Here is a 17,305-nt window from a genome sequence, read left to right on the forward strand (position 1 = left end):
GGCTCTCGGTGTGCCGGCCGGAAGTCCTCGTACTGGATGTACTTGGGCTTTCGGCCGGTGCGGCGAGTGGGGGTCCCCCCTGCTCGAAGAGCTTGGGGGAGCGTGCCGGGCGTCGCGACGGGGCGAACGTTGCCTGTCGCGGCACTAGACCCCGCCGCTCGGATCACGCGGAGGGACGCGGGCCGGACGGCAGGCCCCGGGGCCTGCCGCGCCCTCGGAGGCCGGCCGTGGCTCAGGCCGCCTTGCTCGCGCCCCCGCGGTGCTCGCGGACGATCTCCGCGTAGCGGTGACCGCTGCCCTTCACCGTCCGTACCTGCGTCTTGTAGTCGACGTGCACCAGTCCGAACCGCTTGTCGTAGCCGTACGCCCACTCGAAGTTGTCCAGCAGCGACCAGGCGAAGTAGCCGGCCAGCGGAACGCCCTTGCGGACCGCCGAGGCGCAGGCCGCCAGGTGCTGTTCGAGGTACGCGGTGCGCTCCGGGTCGTCGACGGTACCGTCGGGGCGTACGACGTCGGGATAGGCGGAGCCGTTCTCCGTGACATACAGCTTGCGGGCGCCGTACTCGTTCGTCAGGCGCAGCAGCAGACTCTCGATACCGGCGGCCCCGACCTCCCAGTCCATGCCCGTGACGGGCACGCCGGGCCGGCGGACCTGGCGGGCGTACGGGGCAGGCCCGGTCGGGTCGTCGACCACGCTGGACGGGAAGTAGTAGTTCAGCCCCAGCCAGTCCAGCGGCGCGGCCATCGTCTCCAGATCGCCCGCGACCTCCGGGAGTTCGACCCCGTACACCTCGACCATGTCGGCGGGGAAGCCGCGGCCGTGCACCGGGTCGAGCCACCAGCGGTTGGTGTGCCCGTCCTGCCGCTTCGCCGCCGCGATGTCCTCCGGGCGGTCGGTGGCGGCCTCGATGCTGCCCAGGTTGTTGACGATGCCGATCTGCGCCCCTGGTGCGGCCGCGCGGATCGCCTGCGTGGCGAGCCCGTGGCCGAGCAGGAGGTGGTACGAGGCGCGGACGGCGGCCGTGAGGTCGGTCAGTCCCGGGGCCATCCGCCCCTCCAGGTGGCCGATCCAGGCCGAGCACAGCGGCTCGTTGAGGGTGGTCCAGTGCTGGACACGGTCACCGAGCCGCTCCGCCACGGCCGACGCGTAGGCGGCGAGGTGGTGCGCGGTGTCCCGGGCGGGCCAGCCGCCCCGGTCCTGGAGCACCTGCGGCAGGTCCCAGTGGTAGAGCGTGACCGAGGGCGTGATGCCCGCCTCCAGCAGGCCGTCGATCAGCGCGTCGTAGTAGTCGAGCCCCTTGGCGTTGACCGGGCCGTCGCCGCCCGGCATCACACGGGGCCAGGCGACGGACAGCCGGTAGGCGTTGGTGCCGAGCCCGCGCATGATGCCGATGTCCTCGCGCCAGCGGTGGTAGTGATCGCAGGCGACGTCCCCGTCGTCACCGTTGTCGATCTTGCCGGGGGTGTGCGAGAACGTGTCCCAGATGGAGGCGGAGCGGCCGTCCTCGGCGACGGCACCCTCGATCTGGTAGGCCGACGTGGCCGTGCCCCACAAGAAGTCCTCGGGGAGGGCGGCAAGGTCGATGGTCACTGAAGTCCCTTCGTCGTCAATGGTGTCGATGTCCTCGGCGGGGCCGGTCACTTGACGGCTCCCGCCGTGAGACCGGCGACGAGATAGCGCTGGAGCAGCAGGAAGCCGGCCACCACGGGGACGCTGACGACCAGCGAGGCGGCCATGATCTGGTTCCAGTACACGTCGTTGAGCGTGGAGTAGCCCTGGAGGCCGACGGCGAGCGTGCGGGTGTCGTCGTTGGTCATCACCGACGCGAACAGCACCTCGCCCCAGGCGGTCATGAACGCGTAGACGGCGACCGCGACGATGCCCGGGATCGCCGCGGGAACGACGACGCGGAAGAGCGCCCCGAGCGGCCCGCAGCCGTCCACCAGCGCCGCCTCGTCGAGATCGCGGGGCACCGAGTCGAAGTACCCGATCAGCATCCAGATCGAGAACGGCAGCGAGAAGGTCAGATACGTGAGGATCAGACCCCCGCGCGAGCCGAACAGCGCGATCCCGGTGGCGTTGCCGATGTTGACGTAGATCAGGAACAGCGGCAGCAGGAAGAGGATGCCGGGGAACATCTGGGTGGACAGCACGGTGACCGTGAACACGCGCTTGCCGCGGAAGCTGTAACGGCTGACGGCGTAGGCGGAGAAGACGGCGATCACGACCGAGCAGGCCGTGGCCGCCCCGGCCACGATCAGCGAGTTCGCGAAGTACTTCGCCAGCGGCACCGTCGACCAGATGTCGATGTACGGCCGCAGCGTCAGGCCGCTCGGCAGCCAGCGGAACTTCCCCGAGACGTCCGCGAGCGGCTTCAGCGAGCTGGAGACCATGACGTAGACGGGCACCAGGACGAAGCCGGTGAGCAGGGTGAGGAAGATCCGCCGGGACCACAGGAAGGACCGCGGGGGAGCCATCGGCGAGCGGTGGGCGGTGGAGGTGCTAGACATCGGCCGTCTTCCTTCCCCGGGAGGTCAGCAGGAGGTAGACGCCGGTCACGACGAGCAGGAAGAGCAGCAGCAGCACGGACATCGCCGAGCCGGTGCCGAAGTTCCAGGTCACGAAGGACGCCTGGTAGATGTGGACCGAGATGAGGTCCGCCGCCTCCGGGGCCGTCTTGCCGAACAGGACGAACGGCGTGTTGAAGTCGTTGAACGTCCACAGGAACAGCACCAGTACCAGTACCTGGTTGACCGGCCGCAGCGACGGCAGCGTGATGCGGCGAAGCTGCTGCCACAGACCGGCCCCGTCGAGCGCGGCGGCCTCGTACAGCTCGCCCGGGATGTTCTGCAGGCCCGCCATGACGATCAGGAAGGCGAACGGCCAGCCCTTCCACACGGACACGGTGAGCAGGGCGTAGAAGCTGTTGTCGCCGATCAGCCAGAACGAGGGCTTGTCGGTGAGGTGGAGCTGGTCGTGCAGGACGTGGTTCACCAGGCCGTTGTCGTGCTGGAACATGAACACCCAGGTGATCACGGCCGCGTAGACGGGCAGTGCGTACGGCACCAGGAACAGGGCCCGCAGAATGCCACGCCCCCGGAAGGTGTCCTGCATGTAGATCGCGGCCGCCGTGCCGATCAGCCAGCACAGGCCGACCGAGAGCAGCGTGAAGGCGATGGTGACGAAGAAGGAGTGCAGCAGCGCCTCGCCGACGGGTTCGTCGAAGTGCACCGACACCGAGTAGTTGTCGAAGCCGGCCCAGGGCGCCGTGCCCCAGTCACGGATGTAGAACTGGGTGAGCTCCTTGAAGCTCATCACGATGCCGATCACCATCGGCACCAGGTGGACCAGGAGTTCGAGGACCAGCGCGGGCAGAAGCAGCAGGTAGGGGAGTCCGATGCGCTTGATCCGCCCGGTGCGGCGCGGGCCGCGCGCCGCACCGGGGGAGCTCTTGCGCACCGTCCGCTCGCCGGGTTCGGCGGAAGCGGCGGTCGTGGTGGTCATGACGGTGTCCGCACTCACTTCTTCGGCATCTGCTGCTGGGCCTTCTCGAGCGCCGCCTTCACCGACGCGGTGGTCACCGCGCGACCGGCGGCGGCGTCCGCGAACAGGCCCTTGACGGCCGTACCGACCGCGGTCTCGAACTGGGACTCGTCGGCGACCTGCGGAAGCGCGGCGGCACTCTTGGCCAGGGTGTCCTTGAGAACCGCGTTCGAGGGGGAGTTGAACGCGGTGTCCGTCTGGGCGGTCTTGACCGGCGGGATGGAGCTGTAGGCGCCGTTGAGGATCTTCTGCTCGGCGTCGCTGGTCAGGAACTTCACGAACTTCGCGGAGCCGTCGAGGTTCTTGGTGTTCTTGAACACGGCGAGGTTGATGCCCGCGACCATCGAGTTGACGTTCGTGCCCGTGCCCGGGGTGCCGGACTGCACGGGGACGGGGGCGATACCGTACGCGTCCTCGCTCATGCCCTGCGACTTGAGGTTGGCGGCCGCGGACTGCCACAGCAGCATCGCGTTCTTGCCCTTGGCGAAGTCGCTCACCGACTGGTTCTGCGCGTACTCGGCGTTGCCCGGGGCGATGATCTTGTCCTTCGCCATCAGGTCGACGTACTGCTTGACCGCGGCGACGACCCCGTCGTTGGTGAAGTCGGCCTTGCCGTCGGCGGTGAAGAAGTCGGCGCCGTGCTGCTTGGCGAAGACGAAGGCGTGGTGGATGTTCTCCGACGCGTTGGAGCCCTCCGCGCCGAGACCCCACTTGCCGCCCTTGGAGAGCTTCTTGCCGTCGGCGACCAGCTCGTCCCAGGTGGCCGGCGGGTTCGCGATCCCGGCGTCGGCGAACATCTGCTTGTTGTAGTAGAGCGCGTACGCCATCGAGTACAGCGGCACCGCGGCGGGGTCCTTGCCCTCGGCGCCCGTCGAGCCGAGCGCGGAGTCGACGAAGCGGTCCTTGCCGCCGATCTTGGCGAAGTTCTTCGCGTCCCAGGGCAGCAGCGCGCCGGTGGCCTGGAGCGAGGCGCTCCAGGTGTTGCCTATGTTCAGGACGTCCGGGCCCTGGCCCGAGGTGGTGGCGGTGAGGATCCGGTTCAGCAGGTCGGACCAGGGCACGACCTCCAGCTTCACCTTGATGCCGGTCTGCTTCTCGAACTTCGCCAGTTCGGGGGCGAGCGTCTTCTTGTCGATCTCGATGCTGGCACCCTGGTTGGATGCCCAGTACGTGAGTGTCTTGGGCGAGGCGTTGGACCCGCCGCTCGACGAGCCGCCGCCACAGGCGGTCGCGGCGGTCAGCAGGGTGATGGTGACCGCACCGGCGGCCGCGGCTCGGATTCTGCGCATGGCTGCTTTCGTCCCTTTCCCGGAGGGAGCGCACGAGGGACGCCCGGGTTCACTTCCCGAACGATCCTCATGGCTTAATTTAGGACGTGAGTTAAGACCCGGAAGAAAGTCGCGTCAAGGGATCGCGCAGGGGTATCTTGCAGTTCGGGCAGGCCGGAAGGGACTTCACATGGCGGGGCGGAACGGACGGACAGTGCGTGACCTGCGACGGGGCAATCGCACCGCCGTACTACAACGGTTGTATTTCGACGGGCCGATGAGCCGCTACGAGCTCGGCCCGGCGACCGGGCTGAGTTCCGGATCCATCAGCAACGTGGTCGCCGAACTCGTCACCGACGGCCTCGTCGAGGAGGCCGGAAGCGTCGACTCCGACGGCGGCCGGCCCCGCACCCTGCTGCGCGTGGTGCCCGGCAGCGGCCACATGATCGGCGTCGACGTCGGCGAAACCCGCGTCCGTATCGAGCTGTTCGACCTGACCCTGACCGAACTCGCCCGAACCGAACGTCCGTTGCAACGCCAGGGCTACGAGGCCGACCGGCCGCTCAGGGGCCAGGAGTACGACGTCGACGTCATCGTCGGCCACATCCGCGACGGCATCGCCGAGGTCCTGGCCGAGGCGGACATCGCCCCCGAACAGCTCCTCGGCGTCGGCATAGGGGTGCCCGGCATCGTCGCCCGCACGCCCGAGCGCGGCGCGGTCGTGCACGGCCAGACCATCGGCTGGGACGCCGTCCCGCTGGAGTCCCTGCTCCGCTCGGCCTGCGAACTCCCCGACACCGTCCCGTACTTCGCGGACAACGGCGCCCGGACCCTGGGCCAGGCCGAGATGTGGTTCGGCGCCGGACGCGGCGCCCGCAACGCGGTGGTCGTGCTCTTCGGCTCCGGCGTGGGCGCCTCTCTCGTCACCGAGGACGTCGAGAACGGCCGGTCCGTCGAGTGGGGGCATCTGACCGTCCGGGTCAGGGGCCGCCGCTGCCGCTGCGGCGCCCTCGGCTGCCTGGAGGCGTACGCGGGCGCCGAAGCGCTGCTGGACCGCTGGCGCGAGGAGGGCGGGCGGCCCCCGGAGGGCACGGACGAGGAGACCGCGCTCACCGCGATGCTCGCCGCCGCCTACCCGCCCGAGGGCACCGAGCCCGACCGCATCGCACTCGCCGTCCTGGAGGAGACCGCCGAGTACCTGGGCGCCGGCCTCTCCGACCTGATCAACCTCTTCCAGCCCGAACGCATCCTCATCGGCGGCTGGGCCGGCCTCCAGCTCGGCTCCCGCTTCCTGCCCGCCGTCCGCCGGTACGCCTCGTCGTACGCCCTGCGCTATCCCGCCCAGCACGTCACCGTGGACCTCGGGCGCCTCGGCCCCGACGCCGTCACGGTCGGCGCCGCGATTCTCCCGCTGGCGGACTTCTTCGCCCGCGGCGGCCGGCGCGCGGAACCCGCGCCGGCCGGGCCGTCCCCCGCCTGGCGCACGGCCCTGGAGGAACGCGCACCGCACTGATCCCCTCCGCAGGCGACCGCGTTCGCATGACCTCCGGGGTAATCGACCCCGTCGCCGCCTCCCGGAACCATGAAGGGCACAGCGACCGCCCGAGGGCCTGTCTGGCAATTCCCGTCTGCCAGGCCCTCGTACCACCGGATCCCGGGAGGACCCATGCCGTACTTCGCGAGCCCCGTCGACAGTGCCCGGCTGCACTTCGTCGACTACGGTCCCGCCACCGGCCAGGTGGCCGTCTTCGTCAACAGCTCCTACTTCGGTGCGGAGATGTGGGAGTACCAGACGCTGCCGCTCGCGGACGCCGGCTACCGGTGCGTCGGGTTCGACCGGCGTGGGCACGGCCGGTCCGAGGACGTCTGGGGAGGATTCGACCTCGACAGTCTCGCCGACGACGTCGACGGGCTGCTCCGGCACCTCGATCTGCGGGAGGTCACCCTGGTCGGGCACTCCGTCGGGACCGCCGAGATCGTCCGTGCTCTGACCCGGCACGGGGCCGAGCGGGTGGCGGGAGTGGCGCTCGTCGCCGGTATGGCACCGGGCCCCGTGCGGTCCGTGAACCATCCCGAGGGGGTCGACCCGGCACTCGTAGAGGCGGGAAACAAGGCGTTCCGCCACGACCGGGCCGCGTTCTTCGAGGACGGCGCCCACGCGTTCTTCGCCCTCGGCCTCCCCGGCAACGACCTCTCCGAAGCCTACGTGCGATCCATGATCGACCGCTGCCACGGCGCGACCGCGCGGGCCGGGGCCGCCCTCGGCGACCTCGTCGTCACCCTGGACGTCGCGCCCGAGCTCGCGAAGCTCGACCTGCCCGCCCTCGTCGTGCACGGGACGCACGACGCGTCGGCGCCGCTGGACCTGACCGGCCGCCGGGCCGCGGAACTGCTGCCCGACAGCACGTTCAAGGTCTACGAGAACGCCGGTCACGGCCTGTTCGCCACGCACCGCGAGCAACTCACGGAAGATCTGCGGGAGTTCATGTCAGGCTCCTGATGCGGCGGATGCGGCTGACGCCGCGTGGCTCATCCGAAGGCGTTCACCCCGGTCAGCTCGGCCGACAACTCCCACAGCCGGGTGGCCTGTTCGGGGTCCGTCGCGTAGGCGCTCACACCGGTCCGGGTGCCGTCCGCCGGAGCGGGTTCGGCGATGTCGCAGTCCTCGCAGTACACCCCGCCCATGCCGGCCAGCTGCGGTGAGGTCGCGGCCCACACCTGGGTGGCCGCTCCCTGCTGGGGCGTCTTGAAGCCCTCGGGGTTCAACGGCGTGCCGTTCTCGTCGATCCAGCCGCGCTCCACCATCTCCTGCCTGGGCAGGTGCCGTTGGAGCGGGGTGAGGATGCCGCCGGGGTGCAGCGAGAAGGCCCGTACGCCGAAGTCCCGTCCCCTTCGGTCGAGTTCCACGGCGAACAGGACGTTCGCCGTCTTCGCCTGCCCGTAGGCCTCCCACTTGTCGTAGCCGCTCCGCCAGTGCACGTCGTCCCAGCGGATACCGGAGTAGTGGTGGCCCGCGGAGGACACGGAGACGACCCGCGCGCCGCCCGGCGCGATCGCCGGCCACAACCGGTTGACCAGCGCGAAGTGACCGAGGTGATTGGTCGCGAACTGCGCCTCCCAGCCGGGGCCGACCCGCGTCTCCGGGCAGGCCATGATGCCGGCGCTGTCGATGACGATGTCGATGACGCGGCCCGAGGCGAGGAACCGCTCGGCGAAGGCGCGCACGCTCTCCAGGTCGCCGAGATCCAGTTCGTCCGTCTCGGCGCCGTCGATGTCCGCCAGCGCCTCGCGCGCGGTCGCCGGGCGCCGTGCCGGGACCACGACGTGGGCGCCCGCCCCGGCCAGCGCCCGGGTCGTCTCCAGGCCGAGGCCCGAGTAGCCGCCCGTGACGACCGCGAGCCTGCCGGAGAGGTCGATGCCCCGCAGGACGTCGTCCGCGGTGCTCCGGGCACCGAATCCCGAACCGATCTTGTGCTGTGCAGTGCTCATGCCTCGCACGCTACGAATTCGAGCGGACTCGAAGTCAAGCGGACACGGCCGTTGCGGCGAACGTCCGGCCTCGGCGATGGAAAGACCCCGACCGGACGGGGGAATCTCGGTCGGGGTCGTCTGTGGGGGGCACGGACGGCGGTCGCCTCGCGGCGAAATGCTCCGCAGGGCTTCAGCCGGACGATCGTCCCTGCGGGCAGAGGTGAGGCCCGGGGACACTGTCCCGTCCGCACCCACGGTTCGTTCAACGGGTAACTACCTGTGGGTGTTCCCCGGAACGGGGCCGTCAGCGGTGACGTGTGTCACGGTGTCTCACGGGTCCGGGCCCAGGTGAGGAGGTCATCCAGCGTCCATGTGGTGACGACCCGCTCCGGCGGCACCCCGCACTCCTCGGCCCGCGCGCACCCGTAGATCTGCCAGTCCAGCTGTCCGGGAGCGTGCGCGTCGGTGTCCAGGGAGAACAGGGCACCCGCCTGGACCGCCTGGCGCAGCAGCCGGCGCGGCGGATCGAGGCGTTCCGGACGGCTGTTGATCTCGACGGCCGTGCCGGTCTCCGCGCAGGCCGCGAAGACGGCTTCCGCGTCGAACGCGGACTCGGGGCGGCCGCGGCCCGCGATCAGCCGGCCCGTGCAGTGGCCGAGGATGTCCGCGTGCGGATTGCGCACGGCGGCGACCATACGGCGGGTCATCGGCCCCGCTTCCATCCGCAGCTTGGAGTGCACGGACACGACCACCACGTCCAGCAGCTCCAGCAACTCCGGCTCCTGGTCGAGCGATCCGTCGTCGAGGATGTCGCACTCGATGCCGGTGAGCAGCCGGAAGGGCGCCCAGCGGTCGTTGAGGGCGGCGACGACCGCCAGTTGCTCGCGCAGCCGCTCCGGCGACAGGCCGTTCGCCACGGTCAGCCGGGGCGAGTGGTCCGTGAGCACCGCCCACGCGTGGCCGAGCCGTGCCGCGGTGCGCCCCATCTCCTCGATCGGGCTGCCGCCGTCGGACCAGTCGGAGTGCAGATGGCAGTCCCCGCGCAGCAGTTCCCGCAGACCCTCACCGCCCTCGGTCAGCGGCCCGGCGGCCTCCCGCTCCACCTTCTCCAGGTAGCCCGGCACCTCGCCGGCCAGCGCCTCCCGTACCACCTGCGCGGTCTTCGGGCCGATGCCCTTGAGCGATTCCAGTGTCCCGGTCGCCGCGCGCTCGCGGACCTCGTCGGCCGGCAGCCCGGCGAGCAGGCCTTGCGCGGTACGGAAGGCCCGTACGCGATAGGTGGGCGCCAGACTCCGCTCCAGCAGGAACGCGATCCGGTCCAGGGCCTCGACGGGGTCCATCGGCATTCCTCCCTGCGGTCGCGACGGCCGCCGCACGCTCTCCCCAGCGTTGCCCAGCCGTCGGCGGACCGCACGGCGGACCGCCGGTGCGAGGGTGGTGCCGGGTTTCCGGACGTGCGGGCGGGCACGTCACCCGACCGGGCGAACGCGCCGATGTCCGCTGCCGCGCCCCTGCCGGGCGGCACGGTCCGGACGCTCCTGGTGCTCCACCGCTGACCAGCGGGAACAGCGGGAATCGCTTTACGCTCTAGTCATGACCGAAAGCGCGAGCCCCCACATCTCCCACCCGCGGATCATGGTGCTCGGGGTGCAGCCGGGCACGCCGCCGTTCCGGATCATGGAGATCGACGGCGAGATGGTGGGCGAGGCGAAGGCGATCACGGACGTCCTGGAGTACGCGGCCGCGTACGGCATCACGGTCCATGATCTGGACGACCCCGAGGTGGTCCGCTGGGTGGGCGGCGACAAACTCACCTGGCATCCCGGCTGACGCGGTTCGGGCCCGGAACCCCGTCGCGGTGCCGCGCCGGGCTCCGGCCCGGCGCGAGGTCACACGGTCTCGTACGGTGCGGTCAGCCGCCGGTGGCGAAGCCGGGGAAGAGGGTCATCCCGCCGTCGACGAACAGGGTTGTGCCGACCACGTAGTCCATGAGGTCGGAGGTCAGGACCGTCACCGCGTCGGCGATGTCCTCGGGGTCACCGACCCTGCGGTAGGGGATCAGTTTCAGCAGATCCGCCTCGGCCTCGGGGGTCTCCCAGGCGCTGCGGTTGATCGGGGTCTTGATGGCGCCGGGCGCGACGGCGTTGACCCGGATTCCGTGCGGGCCGAGTTCCTGGGCCAGCGTCTGCATGAGCATGAGGACACCGCCCTTGGACGCGGCGTAGTTCAGGTGACCGGACCACGGGATGATCTGGTGCACGGAACTCATGCAGACGATCTTCCCGGCGGAGCGGGAGACCTCCGGCACGACTCCGCGCCGCAGGAACTCCTTGGTCGCCTCCCTGGCACACAGGAACTGGCCGGTGAGGTTCACGTCGATGACCTTGTGCCACTGCGCGAGGGTCATCTCCGTCACGGACGCGTCCCGTTGCAGGCCGGCGTTGGCCACCAGAACGTCGATCGTGCCGAACTCCTCCAGCATGCGCGCGAACATGCCGACGACCTGACCCTCGTTGGACACGTCCGCCTCGTGGGCGAAGGCCCGCACGCCGAAACCCTGGATCTGCCGGACCACGTCCTCCGCGGCCTCCTGCCCGGCGACGTAGTTGACGACGACGTCGGCGCCCGCCCGGCCGAGCGCGACCGCCGTCGCCAGTCCGATACCGGAGTTCGCCCCGGTCACCAGGGCTTTCTGGCCCCGCAGCAACGGCAGCGCCGCGAGCTGCCCTTGGATGTCCACGCCTGAGGTCACTGCCGTCTCCCGTCGCCCGCCGAACTTCGGCACCGGGGCACAACATTCCTCGGCCCTCGGTGCGTACGCGGGCGGACGGGTCGCCCCACCCGTCCATTCGGGCGGAGATGCCCCTCCAACGGCCCAGCGCGGGCTCGGCCGGGCCTGACCCCGCCTCCTGGGCTCCCGTGGGCGCCCGGGGTCGCCGTCATCCTTCAGGCAGGGCCGTCGGCGCCGCGGCAGGCCCTCCGGCGGCGGGGAACCGGTCGGAGGAGATCCGCTGCCGGAAGACGTGGTAGGTCCAGCCCTGGTAGCAGAGGACGACGGGGAGCAGGACGAGGGCGACCACGGTCATGACCTTGAGCGCGTAGGGGCCGGACGCGGTGTTGTGGACGGTCAGGTCGTAGGCGCTGCCCGTGCTGGAGACCATGACCCTGGGGTAGAGCTCGGTGAAGAGCGACGCCACGGTTCCGGCGATCGCGAAAGCGGTGGCACAGAACGCCCAGCCGTCGTGGCCGCCGCTGATCAGCCAGGCCGCGGCGGCGACGGCCACGACGGTGGCGAGTTCGGCGAGGTTGAGGAGGACGCCGCCGCTCGCGAGGGAGCGCGTCCAGAAGACGTAGGCGAGGACCACCAGGCCGGCGGGCAGGACGGTGAGCCGGGCCAGTCGGCGGGCCCTCTCGCGGATGTCCCCGCTGGTCTTCAGCGAGAGGAAGGTCGCGCCGTGCAGGAGGCAGAGCACGGTGAGCGTGATCCCGGTGAAGACGCCGTAGCCGGTGAACAGGTCGGCGAAGGTGCCCGTGTACTCCTGGTCGTGGCCGATGGGCACGCCGTGCAGCAGGCCACCGAGGGCGATGCCGAGCACCAGGGGCACGGCCACGCTGCTCGCGGTCAGCAGGACCGTCCAGTTCCGTCGCCATCGCGCGCTGTCGACGCGGCCGCGGTACTCGATGGCGATGCCGCGGACGATGAGTCCGGCCAGAAGGAGCACCAGCGCGAGGTAGAAACCGGAGAACAGGGTGGCGTACCAGCCCGGGAAGGCGGCGAACATCGCGGCGCCGGCGGTGACCAGCCAGACCTCGTTGCCGTCCCATACCGGTCCGATGGTGTGCAGCACGGCCTGGCGGCGCGATTCGTCGCGGGAGAGCAGTCCGTGGAGCATGCCGACCCCGAGGTCGAAGCCCTCCAGAACGAAGAAGCCCGTCCACAGCACGGTGACGAGGATGAACCAGAGGGTGGTGAATGCCATCGCGGGCCTTCCGGCGGCTCGGGACCTCAGTAGGTCATCTCGGATGCGGGCTGGTCGTCCTGGTGCAGGGGGCCGGTGCCCTTGCGCGTGTGGCGTGTCATCAGCACGGCGGCGATCACGGCCATCGCGGCGTAGAGGAGGAAGAAGGCCACGATGCTGATGGCGACCTCGGTCGTGCTGACGGAGGAGGAGACCCCGTTCTTCGTCAACTGGATGCCTTGCACGATCCAGGGCTGGCGTCCGTTCTCGGTGAGGAGCCAGCCTGAGGTGTTGATGAGGAACGGCAGCACCACGGCCCACACCGCCGCGGTCAGGAACCAGTGTGAGCGGGTGAGCCGTTCGCGCCGCAGCAGCCACAGACCCCACACTCCGAGGAGGAGGGCGAGCGAGGCGAGGTAGGCCATGACGCGCATCGCCCAGTACTGGATGAAGACGTTGGGTACGTAGTCGCCCGGACCGTAGGCCTGCTGGTACTGGCTGTTGACCTCGTTGAGGCCGAGGACCTTGCCGTTCCAGTGGTTGGTGGCCAGCAGGGAGAGCAGGTGCGGGATCTCCAGGATCTTCGTGGGGTTCTGGTCGTCGTTGCCCCCACCGATCTGGAAGAGGGAGAAGGAGCAGGGCTGGCAGGTCTCCCACTGCGCCTCGGCCGCCGCGATCTTCATCGGCTGGTACTTGCCCTCGGTCACGCCGAGTTCGCTGCCGACGAGCATGTTGAACATCAGGGCCGGCACGAGGATGAACAGCGACAGGCGCGCTGACAGCCGGAACCCCGAGGCCGCCTCCTTCGCGGCGTCCGGGGCGCCCCCGTCCTGGACCTCGGCCCGGACCTGGGTGCCCTTGTCCTCGGCGCCGCCCTTGTCGTCGCCCTTGTCGTCGCGGAGGACCTTGCGCAGATGCCAGGCAGACATGGAGAGCATGACCATCGAGCCGGTGACCAGCGCGGCCAGCAGAACGTGCAGGTAGCCGCGCAGGAAGACGGGGTTGGTGAACAGGGCCCAGACGTCGTCGAGCTGCGGGCGTCCGGTGGACGGGTCGACCTTGTAGCCGACCGGGTGCTGCATCCACGAGTTCGCGGCCATGATGAACAGCGCCGACAGCGCGCTGCCGGCCGCCACCGCCCAGATGGTCGCCAGGTGGACGCGCTCGGACAGTTTGTCCCAGCCGAAGATCCACAGGCCGAGGAACGTCGACTCCAGGAAGAACGCGGCGAGGCCTTCCATCGCCAGGGGCGCTCCGAACACGTCACCGACCGTGCGGGAGTAGCCCGACCAGTCCATACCGAACTGGAACTCCTGGACCAGACCGGTCACCACGCCGACGGCGACGTTGATCACCAGCAGGGTCCCGAAGAACCGTGTCAGCCGCAGGTACGTGACCTGCCCTCCTCGGTACCAGGCGGTCTGGAGAAGAGCAGTCAGCAGGCTCAGTCCGATGGTCACCGGGACGAACAGGAAGTGGTAGATCGATGTCATCGCGAACTGCAGCCGCGCCAAGTCCAGCTGGCTCATCTGTCCTCATCCATCGGATCGCACTGCGACGCAGCTGATGCGGCCGCCCAGACAAACACACTGGTTCCCTGGCAGTCGGCAAACCGTGCTCGTGAAAGACCGTGGCCATTCGTTCGGGTGATTCGCGCCGTCGTCCCGTGGTCACCGTCGTGGTGGGCGGCGCCGTCGTCCTGGCCGTCGACGTGCCTGCCCGGCAACGGCGCGGACGTCCCGGGTCACCCGGACGGCTTCGTGGCGGTGCGTGCCGTACGCAGGTGTAGTGGATTGGACCTCGACGTGACTGCCTCGTCCTCACGGTCGGTCCGGGTACGGGCGTGCTCGGCGCCTGCTCTGAAGGCAACCCTCGTCGGCGTCGAGTCGGGCGCCATCGGATTTCAAGATCCCCTGCAGGCGGGGCGCAGGGGGTTGTGGACGCGCTTGAAATCCCGCGGCCCCGAGCGGTGGAAGGAGGACGACCGCCATGACCGACGAGGACATCCTCCTGGGCATCGCCCTGACCGTCGCCCTCGCCACGGGCTCGCAGATCCTGGCGAACAAGCTGCGCGTCCCCGCGCTGATCATCCTCCTGCCCGTCGGCTTCACGGCGGGCGCCCTGACCGACGTCATCCACCCCGGGCGCCTCATCGGCCCGGACTTCCCCGCGCTGGTCTCGCTGTCCGTCGCCGTGATCCTCTACGACGCGGGCCTCGGGCTGAACCTGCGCAACCTCACCGGCCGTACCCGCTCGATCGTCGTCCGGCTGCTGGTCATCGGCATCCTGGTCACCTTCTTCGCCGTCGGGGGCATCGGGCCGGCCCTGTTCGGCATCCCGCTGCGGGGTGCCGCGATGATCGGCATGATCCTCGTCGTGTCCGGCCCCACCGTCGTCGGCCCGCTGCTCGAGTACGTCCGGCCGACGGACAGGCTGAGGCGCATCCTGATCTGGGAAGGAACGCTGACCGACCCGATCGGCGCCATCCTCGGAGCGGTCGTCTTCCACGCCGTCGCGACCTCCCACCGGGTCGACCTCGGCCGGGGCTACCAGATCGGACAGTTCCTCATCAGCGTGGGAGTCGGTCTCGTGGGCGGTGCGGTGGGCACCGGCATCCTCTGGCTGACCCTGAACAAGCTGCGGCTCGGTGAAACGCTCGGCACTCTCGCCCAGTTGGCGACGGTGATCCTCGTCTCCGCGGGCTGCGACATCGCCCGCGACGACACCGGCCTCATCGCCGCCATCTTCACCGGACTCGCCATCACCAACCTGCGGGGGATGGACATGCCGGCCCGCCGGCCCTTCCTCGAAACACTCGTCCAGATGATCATCGGCCTGCTGTTCATCTCCATCTCCTCCGCGGTCACCCCCGACTCCGTGGTGCCCGTGCTCGTCCCCTCGCTGGTCCTGATCGCCGTACTCGTCCTCCTGGTCCGGCCGCTCATCGCGTACGCCTCCGCCTGGGGTTCCGACCTGACCCGGGGCGAATGGGGGTTCATCGGGTGGATGGCGCCCCGCGGCATCGTCGCGGCATCGACCGCGTCCGCCTTCTCCGCCACCCTCGTGGCGAAGGGGCTGCCCGGCGCGTCCAAGATCCTTCCGATCACCTTCCTCGTGATCGTGGGGACGGTCCTGCTCTACGCCCTGACCGCCGCGCCCGTGGCCCGGAGGCTGGGTGTCGTCCGGTCCGCGAGGACACGGCCGCTCCTGGTGGGCGGAGCCCCATGGGTCATCGGCCTGGGGAAGGCTCTGGAGGCGGCCGGACTCCACGTACTGATGTGGGCCGGGCTGGAGGAGGAACGCCGGCGGATCGCCGCGGCCGGAATCGAGCTCGCGCACGGGGAGATGCTGGCGACCGCGACCAATCCCCGAGCCCGCCTGGAAGGCGTGACGGCGGTGTTCCTGCTCACCGACGACGACGATTTCAACGCCCTCGCCTCCGTCGTCATCAAGGACAACGTGCGAGGGCCCGTCTACCGGGTGGGGCCACCGAGGGACAGCCACGGCGTGGTCGCCCCGTACACCGGCGGCGACATCCTCTTCGGCCACCCGCTCGTCCGGCACCGCCTGGCGGCCCGCTACGAGCAGGGCGCCCGCTTCCACGTCCAGCCCGGATCCCAGCCGATCCCCTCGGACCGCGACATCCTGTTCGTGGTCCGGGCCGACGGCCAGCTGGTCCCGGTCACCGGCACGCAGGCGATCACACCTCAACCGGGCGACACCGCCGTACTGATGGGCTCCGTATGACCTCCTGGGCCACCCGCTTCCGGCTGCGGCAGTACGCCAAGGCGAGTCTGTGGATCGTCCCCCTCTTCGGGCTCGTGCTCGGCGTCGCCCTCGCCGAGGCCGCGGCCACCGTGGACGGGGCGTCCTGGCTGCCGAAGACCTGGGACTACTCCGCGTCGACGGCGAGCAGTGTCCTCAGCTCCGTCGTCGGCGCGATGATCGCGCTGCTCGGGTTCGTCGTCACCATCGGGGTCCTCGTCATCCAGCAGGCCACCGGCACCCTCTCACCGCGCTACATGCGGCTCTGGTACCGCGACCGGTTGCAGAAGGCCGTGCTGGCCACCTTCACCGGCACCTTCTCGTTCGCCTACACACTGCTGCGGAGCATCGAGACCAACTCCGTGCCCAATCTCGGTGTGACCCTGGCCGGTATCGCCGTGTCCGTGAGCCTCCTGCTCCTGCTGATCTACCTCAACCGCTTCACCCACAACCTGCGGCCGGTGGCCATCGCCGACATCGTGGGACGCCTGGGCGAACAGGTCCTCGACCGCATGGCGGCACATGTACGGAGCACCGGGGTGTCCGACGGGGTCCCACCGGCGGCCGGCCCGGTGGCCCGCATCCGGTCGGAACGCGGCGGTGTCATCCAGGCGTTCGACGCACCTGGCATGGTCTCGCTCGCGGCGCGGCACGACTGCGTGTTCGTGCTGGCCGCGTCGGTCGGCGACTTCGTCCCGCCCAGTGGCACCGTCGTCGAGATCCACGGCGGTGCGCCCGCGCCCGACCCGCGCCTGGTGACCGGTCTCCTCGCCCTCGGTGCGGAGCGGACCATCGAGCAGGACCCGGCCTTCGCCCTGCGCATCCTGGTCGACATCGCCATCCGCGCCCTCTCGCCCGCGGTCAACGACCCCACCACGGCCATCCAGGTGCTGAACCACATCGAGGCGTTCCTGCACGCCGTCGGACGTGCGGGAACCCGCGGTCACTACGTGCTCGCCGGCGAGCGCGGCCGGCCACGCGTCGTGGTGCCCGGCCGGCCCTGGGAGAACTACCTGGAGCTCGCCGTCACCGAGATCCGCGAGTACGGCGCGACCTCCGTCCAGGTCTGCCGACGGCTCCGGGCCCTCCTCGAAGGTCTCCTCGCGGCGCTGCCGGACGATTGCGGACCCGCTCTCCGCGCCGAACTCGGCCTCCTCGACGACGCGGTCGAGAGGGAGTTCGCCGACGCCCCCCGCCGGGCCGACGCACGGACGGCCGACCCCCAGGGCATCGGGGGGCGGCGCCGCCAGGACGCGCCCCCCGATGTCTCACCGCCCGGCGAGCCCGGCCCGTAGGAC

At 70.2% G+C, this 17,305-nt stretch carries 14 protein-coding genes; 5 read left to right on the top strand and 9 right to left on the bottom strand.

Annotated elements, in window-relative coordinates:
• Positions 1-232: 232 nt before the first annotated feature.
• The 4 genes from OG485_RS37605 to OG485_RS37620 are packed head-to-tail and all read right to left on the bottom strand — an operon-like array spanning position 233 to position 4,833.
• The gene (locus OG485_RS37605; RefSeq protein WP_328674800.1) at positions 233-1,591 is read right to left on the bottom strand and encodes a GH1 family beta-glucosidase; all 1,359 of its coding nucleotides are present in this window, start codon (positions 1,589-1,591) and stop codon (positions 233-235) included.
• Positions 1,592-1,638: 47 nt separating this feature from the next.
• Positions 1,639-2,511 (bottom strand): carbohydrate ABC transporter permease, encoded by an 873-nt coding sequence (locus tag OG485_RS37610; RefSeq protein ID WP_328673089.1) that lies wholly within the window; start codon positions 2,509-2,511, stop codon positions 1,639-1,641.
• Positions 2,504-3,505 carry a carbohydrate ABC transporter permease gene (locus tag OG485_RS37615; RefSeq protein WP_328673090.1) on the bottom strand — a complete coding sequence of 334 codons (1,002 nt, stop codon included), beginning with the start codon at positions 3,503-3,505 and terminating at the stop codon, positions 2,504-2,506. Before OG485_RS37615 ends, OG485_RS37610 begins: the two co-directional genes overlap by 8 nt.
• A 14-nt stretch (positions 3,506-3,519) precedes the next feature.
• The gene (locus OG485_RS37620; protein WP_328673091.1) at positions 3,520-4,833 is read right to left on the bottom strand and encodes an ABC transporter substrate-binding protein; all 1,314 of its coding nucleotides are present in this window, start codon (positions 4,831-4,833) and stop codon (positions 3,520-3,522) included.
• 169 nt (positions 4,834-5,002) lie between these two features.
• Here OG485_RS37620 and OG485_RS37625 point away from each other — a divergent pair, with 169 nt between their 5' ends.
• Positions 5,003-6,325 carry an ROK family transcriptional regulator gene (locus OG485_RS37625; protein WP_328673092.1) on the top strand — a complete coding sequence of 441 codons (1,323 nt, stop codon included), beginning with the start codon at positions 5,003-5,005 and terminating at the stop codon, positions 6,323-6,325.
• A 153-nt stretch (positions 6,326-6,478) separates the two neighbouring features.
• The gene (locus tag OG485_RS37630; protein WP_328673093.1) at positions 6,479-7,312 is read left to right on the top strand and encodes an alpha/beta fold hydrolase; all 834 of its coding nucleotides are present in this window, start codon (positions 6,479-6,481) and stop codon (positions 7,310-7,312) included.
• Between the two features lie 29 nt (positions 7,313-7,341).
• On the opposite strand, the gene OG485_RS37635 is transcribed toward OG485_RS37630, so the two are convergent.
• Positions 7,342-8,301, bottom strand: a complete 960-nt coding sequence (locus tag OG485_RS37635) for an SDR family NAD(P)-dependent oxidoreductase (protein WP_328673094.1) — start codon at positions 8,299-8,301, stop codon at positions 7,342-7,344.
• 302 nt (positions 8,302-8,603) lie between these two features.
• Positions 8,604-9,623: a PHP domain-containing protein gene (locus OG485_RS37640; RefSeq protein WP_328673095.1), complete on the bottom strand. Its 1,020-nt coding sequence runs from the start codon at positions 9,621-9,623 to the stop codon at positions 8,604-8,606.
• Positions 9,624-9,876: 253 nt separating this feature from the next.
• On the opposite strand from OG485_RS37640, the gene OG485_RS37645 reads away from it, so the two are divergent.
• A complete protein-coding gene (locus tag OG485_RS37645; protein ID WP_328673096.1) occupies positions 9,877-10,113 on the top strand; it encodes a hypothetical protein in 237 nt (78 codons plus the stop codon).
• 82 nt (positions 10,114-10,195) lie between these two features.
• Here OG485_RS37645 and OG485_RS37650 read toward each other — a convergent pair whose 3' ends face one another.
• The 3 genes from OG485_RS37650 to OG485_RS37660 all read right to left on the bottom strand — a co-directional run bounded on the left by OG485_RS37650 (position 10,196) and on the right by OG485_RS37660 (position 13,771).
• Positions 10,196-10,990, bottom strand: coding sequence for an SDR family oxidoreductase (locus tag OG485_RS37650; RefSeq protein ID WP_328674801.1), 795 nt, complete (start codon positions 10,988-10,990; stop codon positions 10,196-10,198).
• A gap of 232 nt (positions 10,991-11,222) precedes the next feature.
• Entirely contained in the window at positions 11,223-12,263 is a 1,041-nt protein-coding gene (cydB, locus tag OG485_RS37655) for a cytochrome d ubiquinol oxidase subunit II (RefSeq protein WP_328673097.1), read from the bottom strand.
• A 26-nt stretch (positions 12,264-12,289) separates the two neighbouring features.
• Positions 12,290-13,771, bottom strand: coding sequence for a cytochrome ubiquinol oxidase subunit I (locus OG485_RS37660; RefSeq protein WP_328673098.1), 1,482 nt, complete (start codon positions 13,769-13,771; stop codon positions 12,290-12,292).
• A gap of 460 nt (positions 13,772-14,231) precedes the next feature.
• Between OG485_RS37660 and OG485_RS37665 the strand changes: the two genes are divergently transcribed.
• A complete protein-coding gene (locus OG485_RS37665; protein ID WP_328673099.1) occupies positions 14,232-15,989 on the top strand; it encodes a cation:proton antiporter in 1,758 nt (585 codons plus the stop codon).
• On the top strand, positions 15,986-17,302 hold the full coding sequence (locus tag OG485_RS37670) for a DUF2254 domain-containing protein (RefSeq protein WP_328673100.1): 1,317 nt from the start codon (positions 15,986-15,988) through the stop codon (positions 17,300-17,302). Before OG485_RS37665 ends, OG485_RS37670 begins: the two co-directional genes overlap by 4 nt.
• Positions 17,303-17,305 lie beyond the last annotated feature (3 nt).

The organism is Streptomyces sp. NBC_00328 (genome assembly GCF_036139655.1).
Classification (GTDB): Bacteria; Actinomycetota; Actinomycetes; order Streptomycetales; family Streptomycetaceae; genus Streptomyces.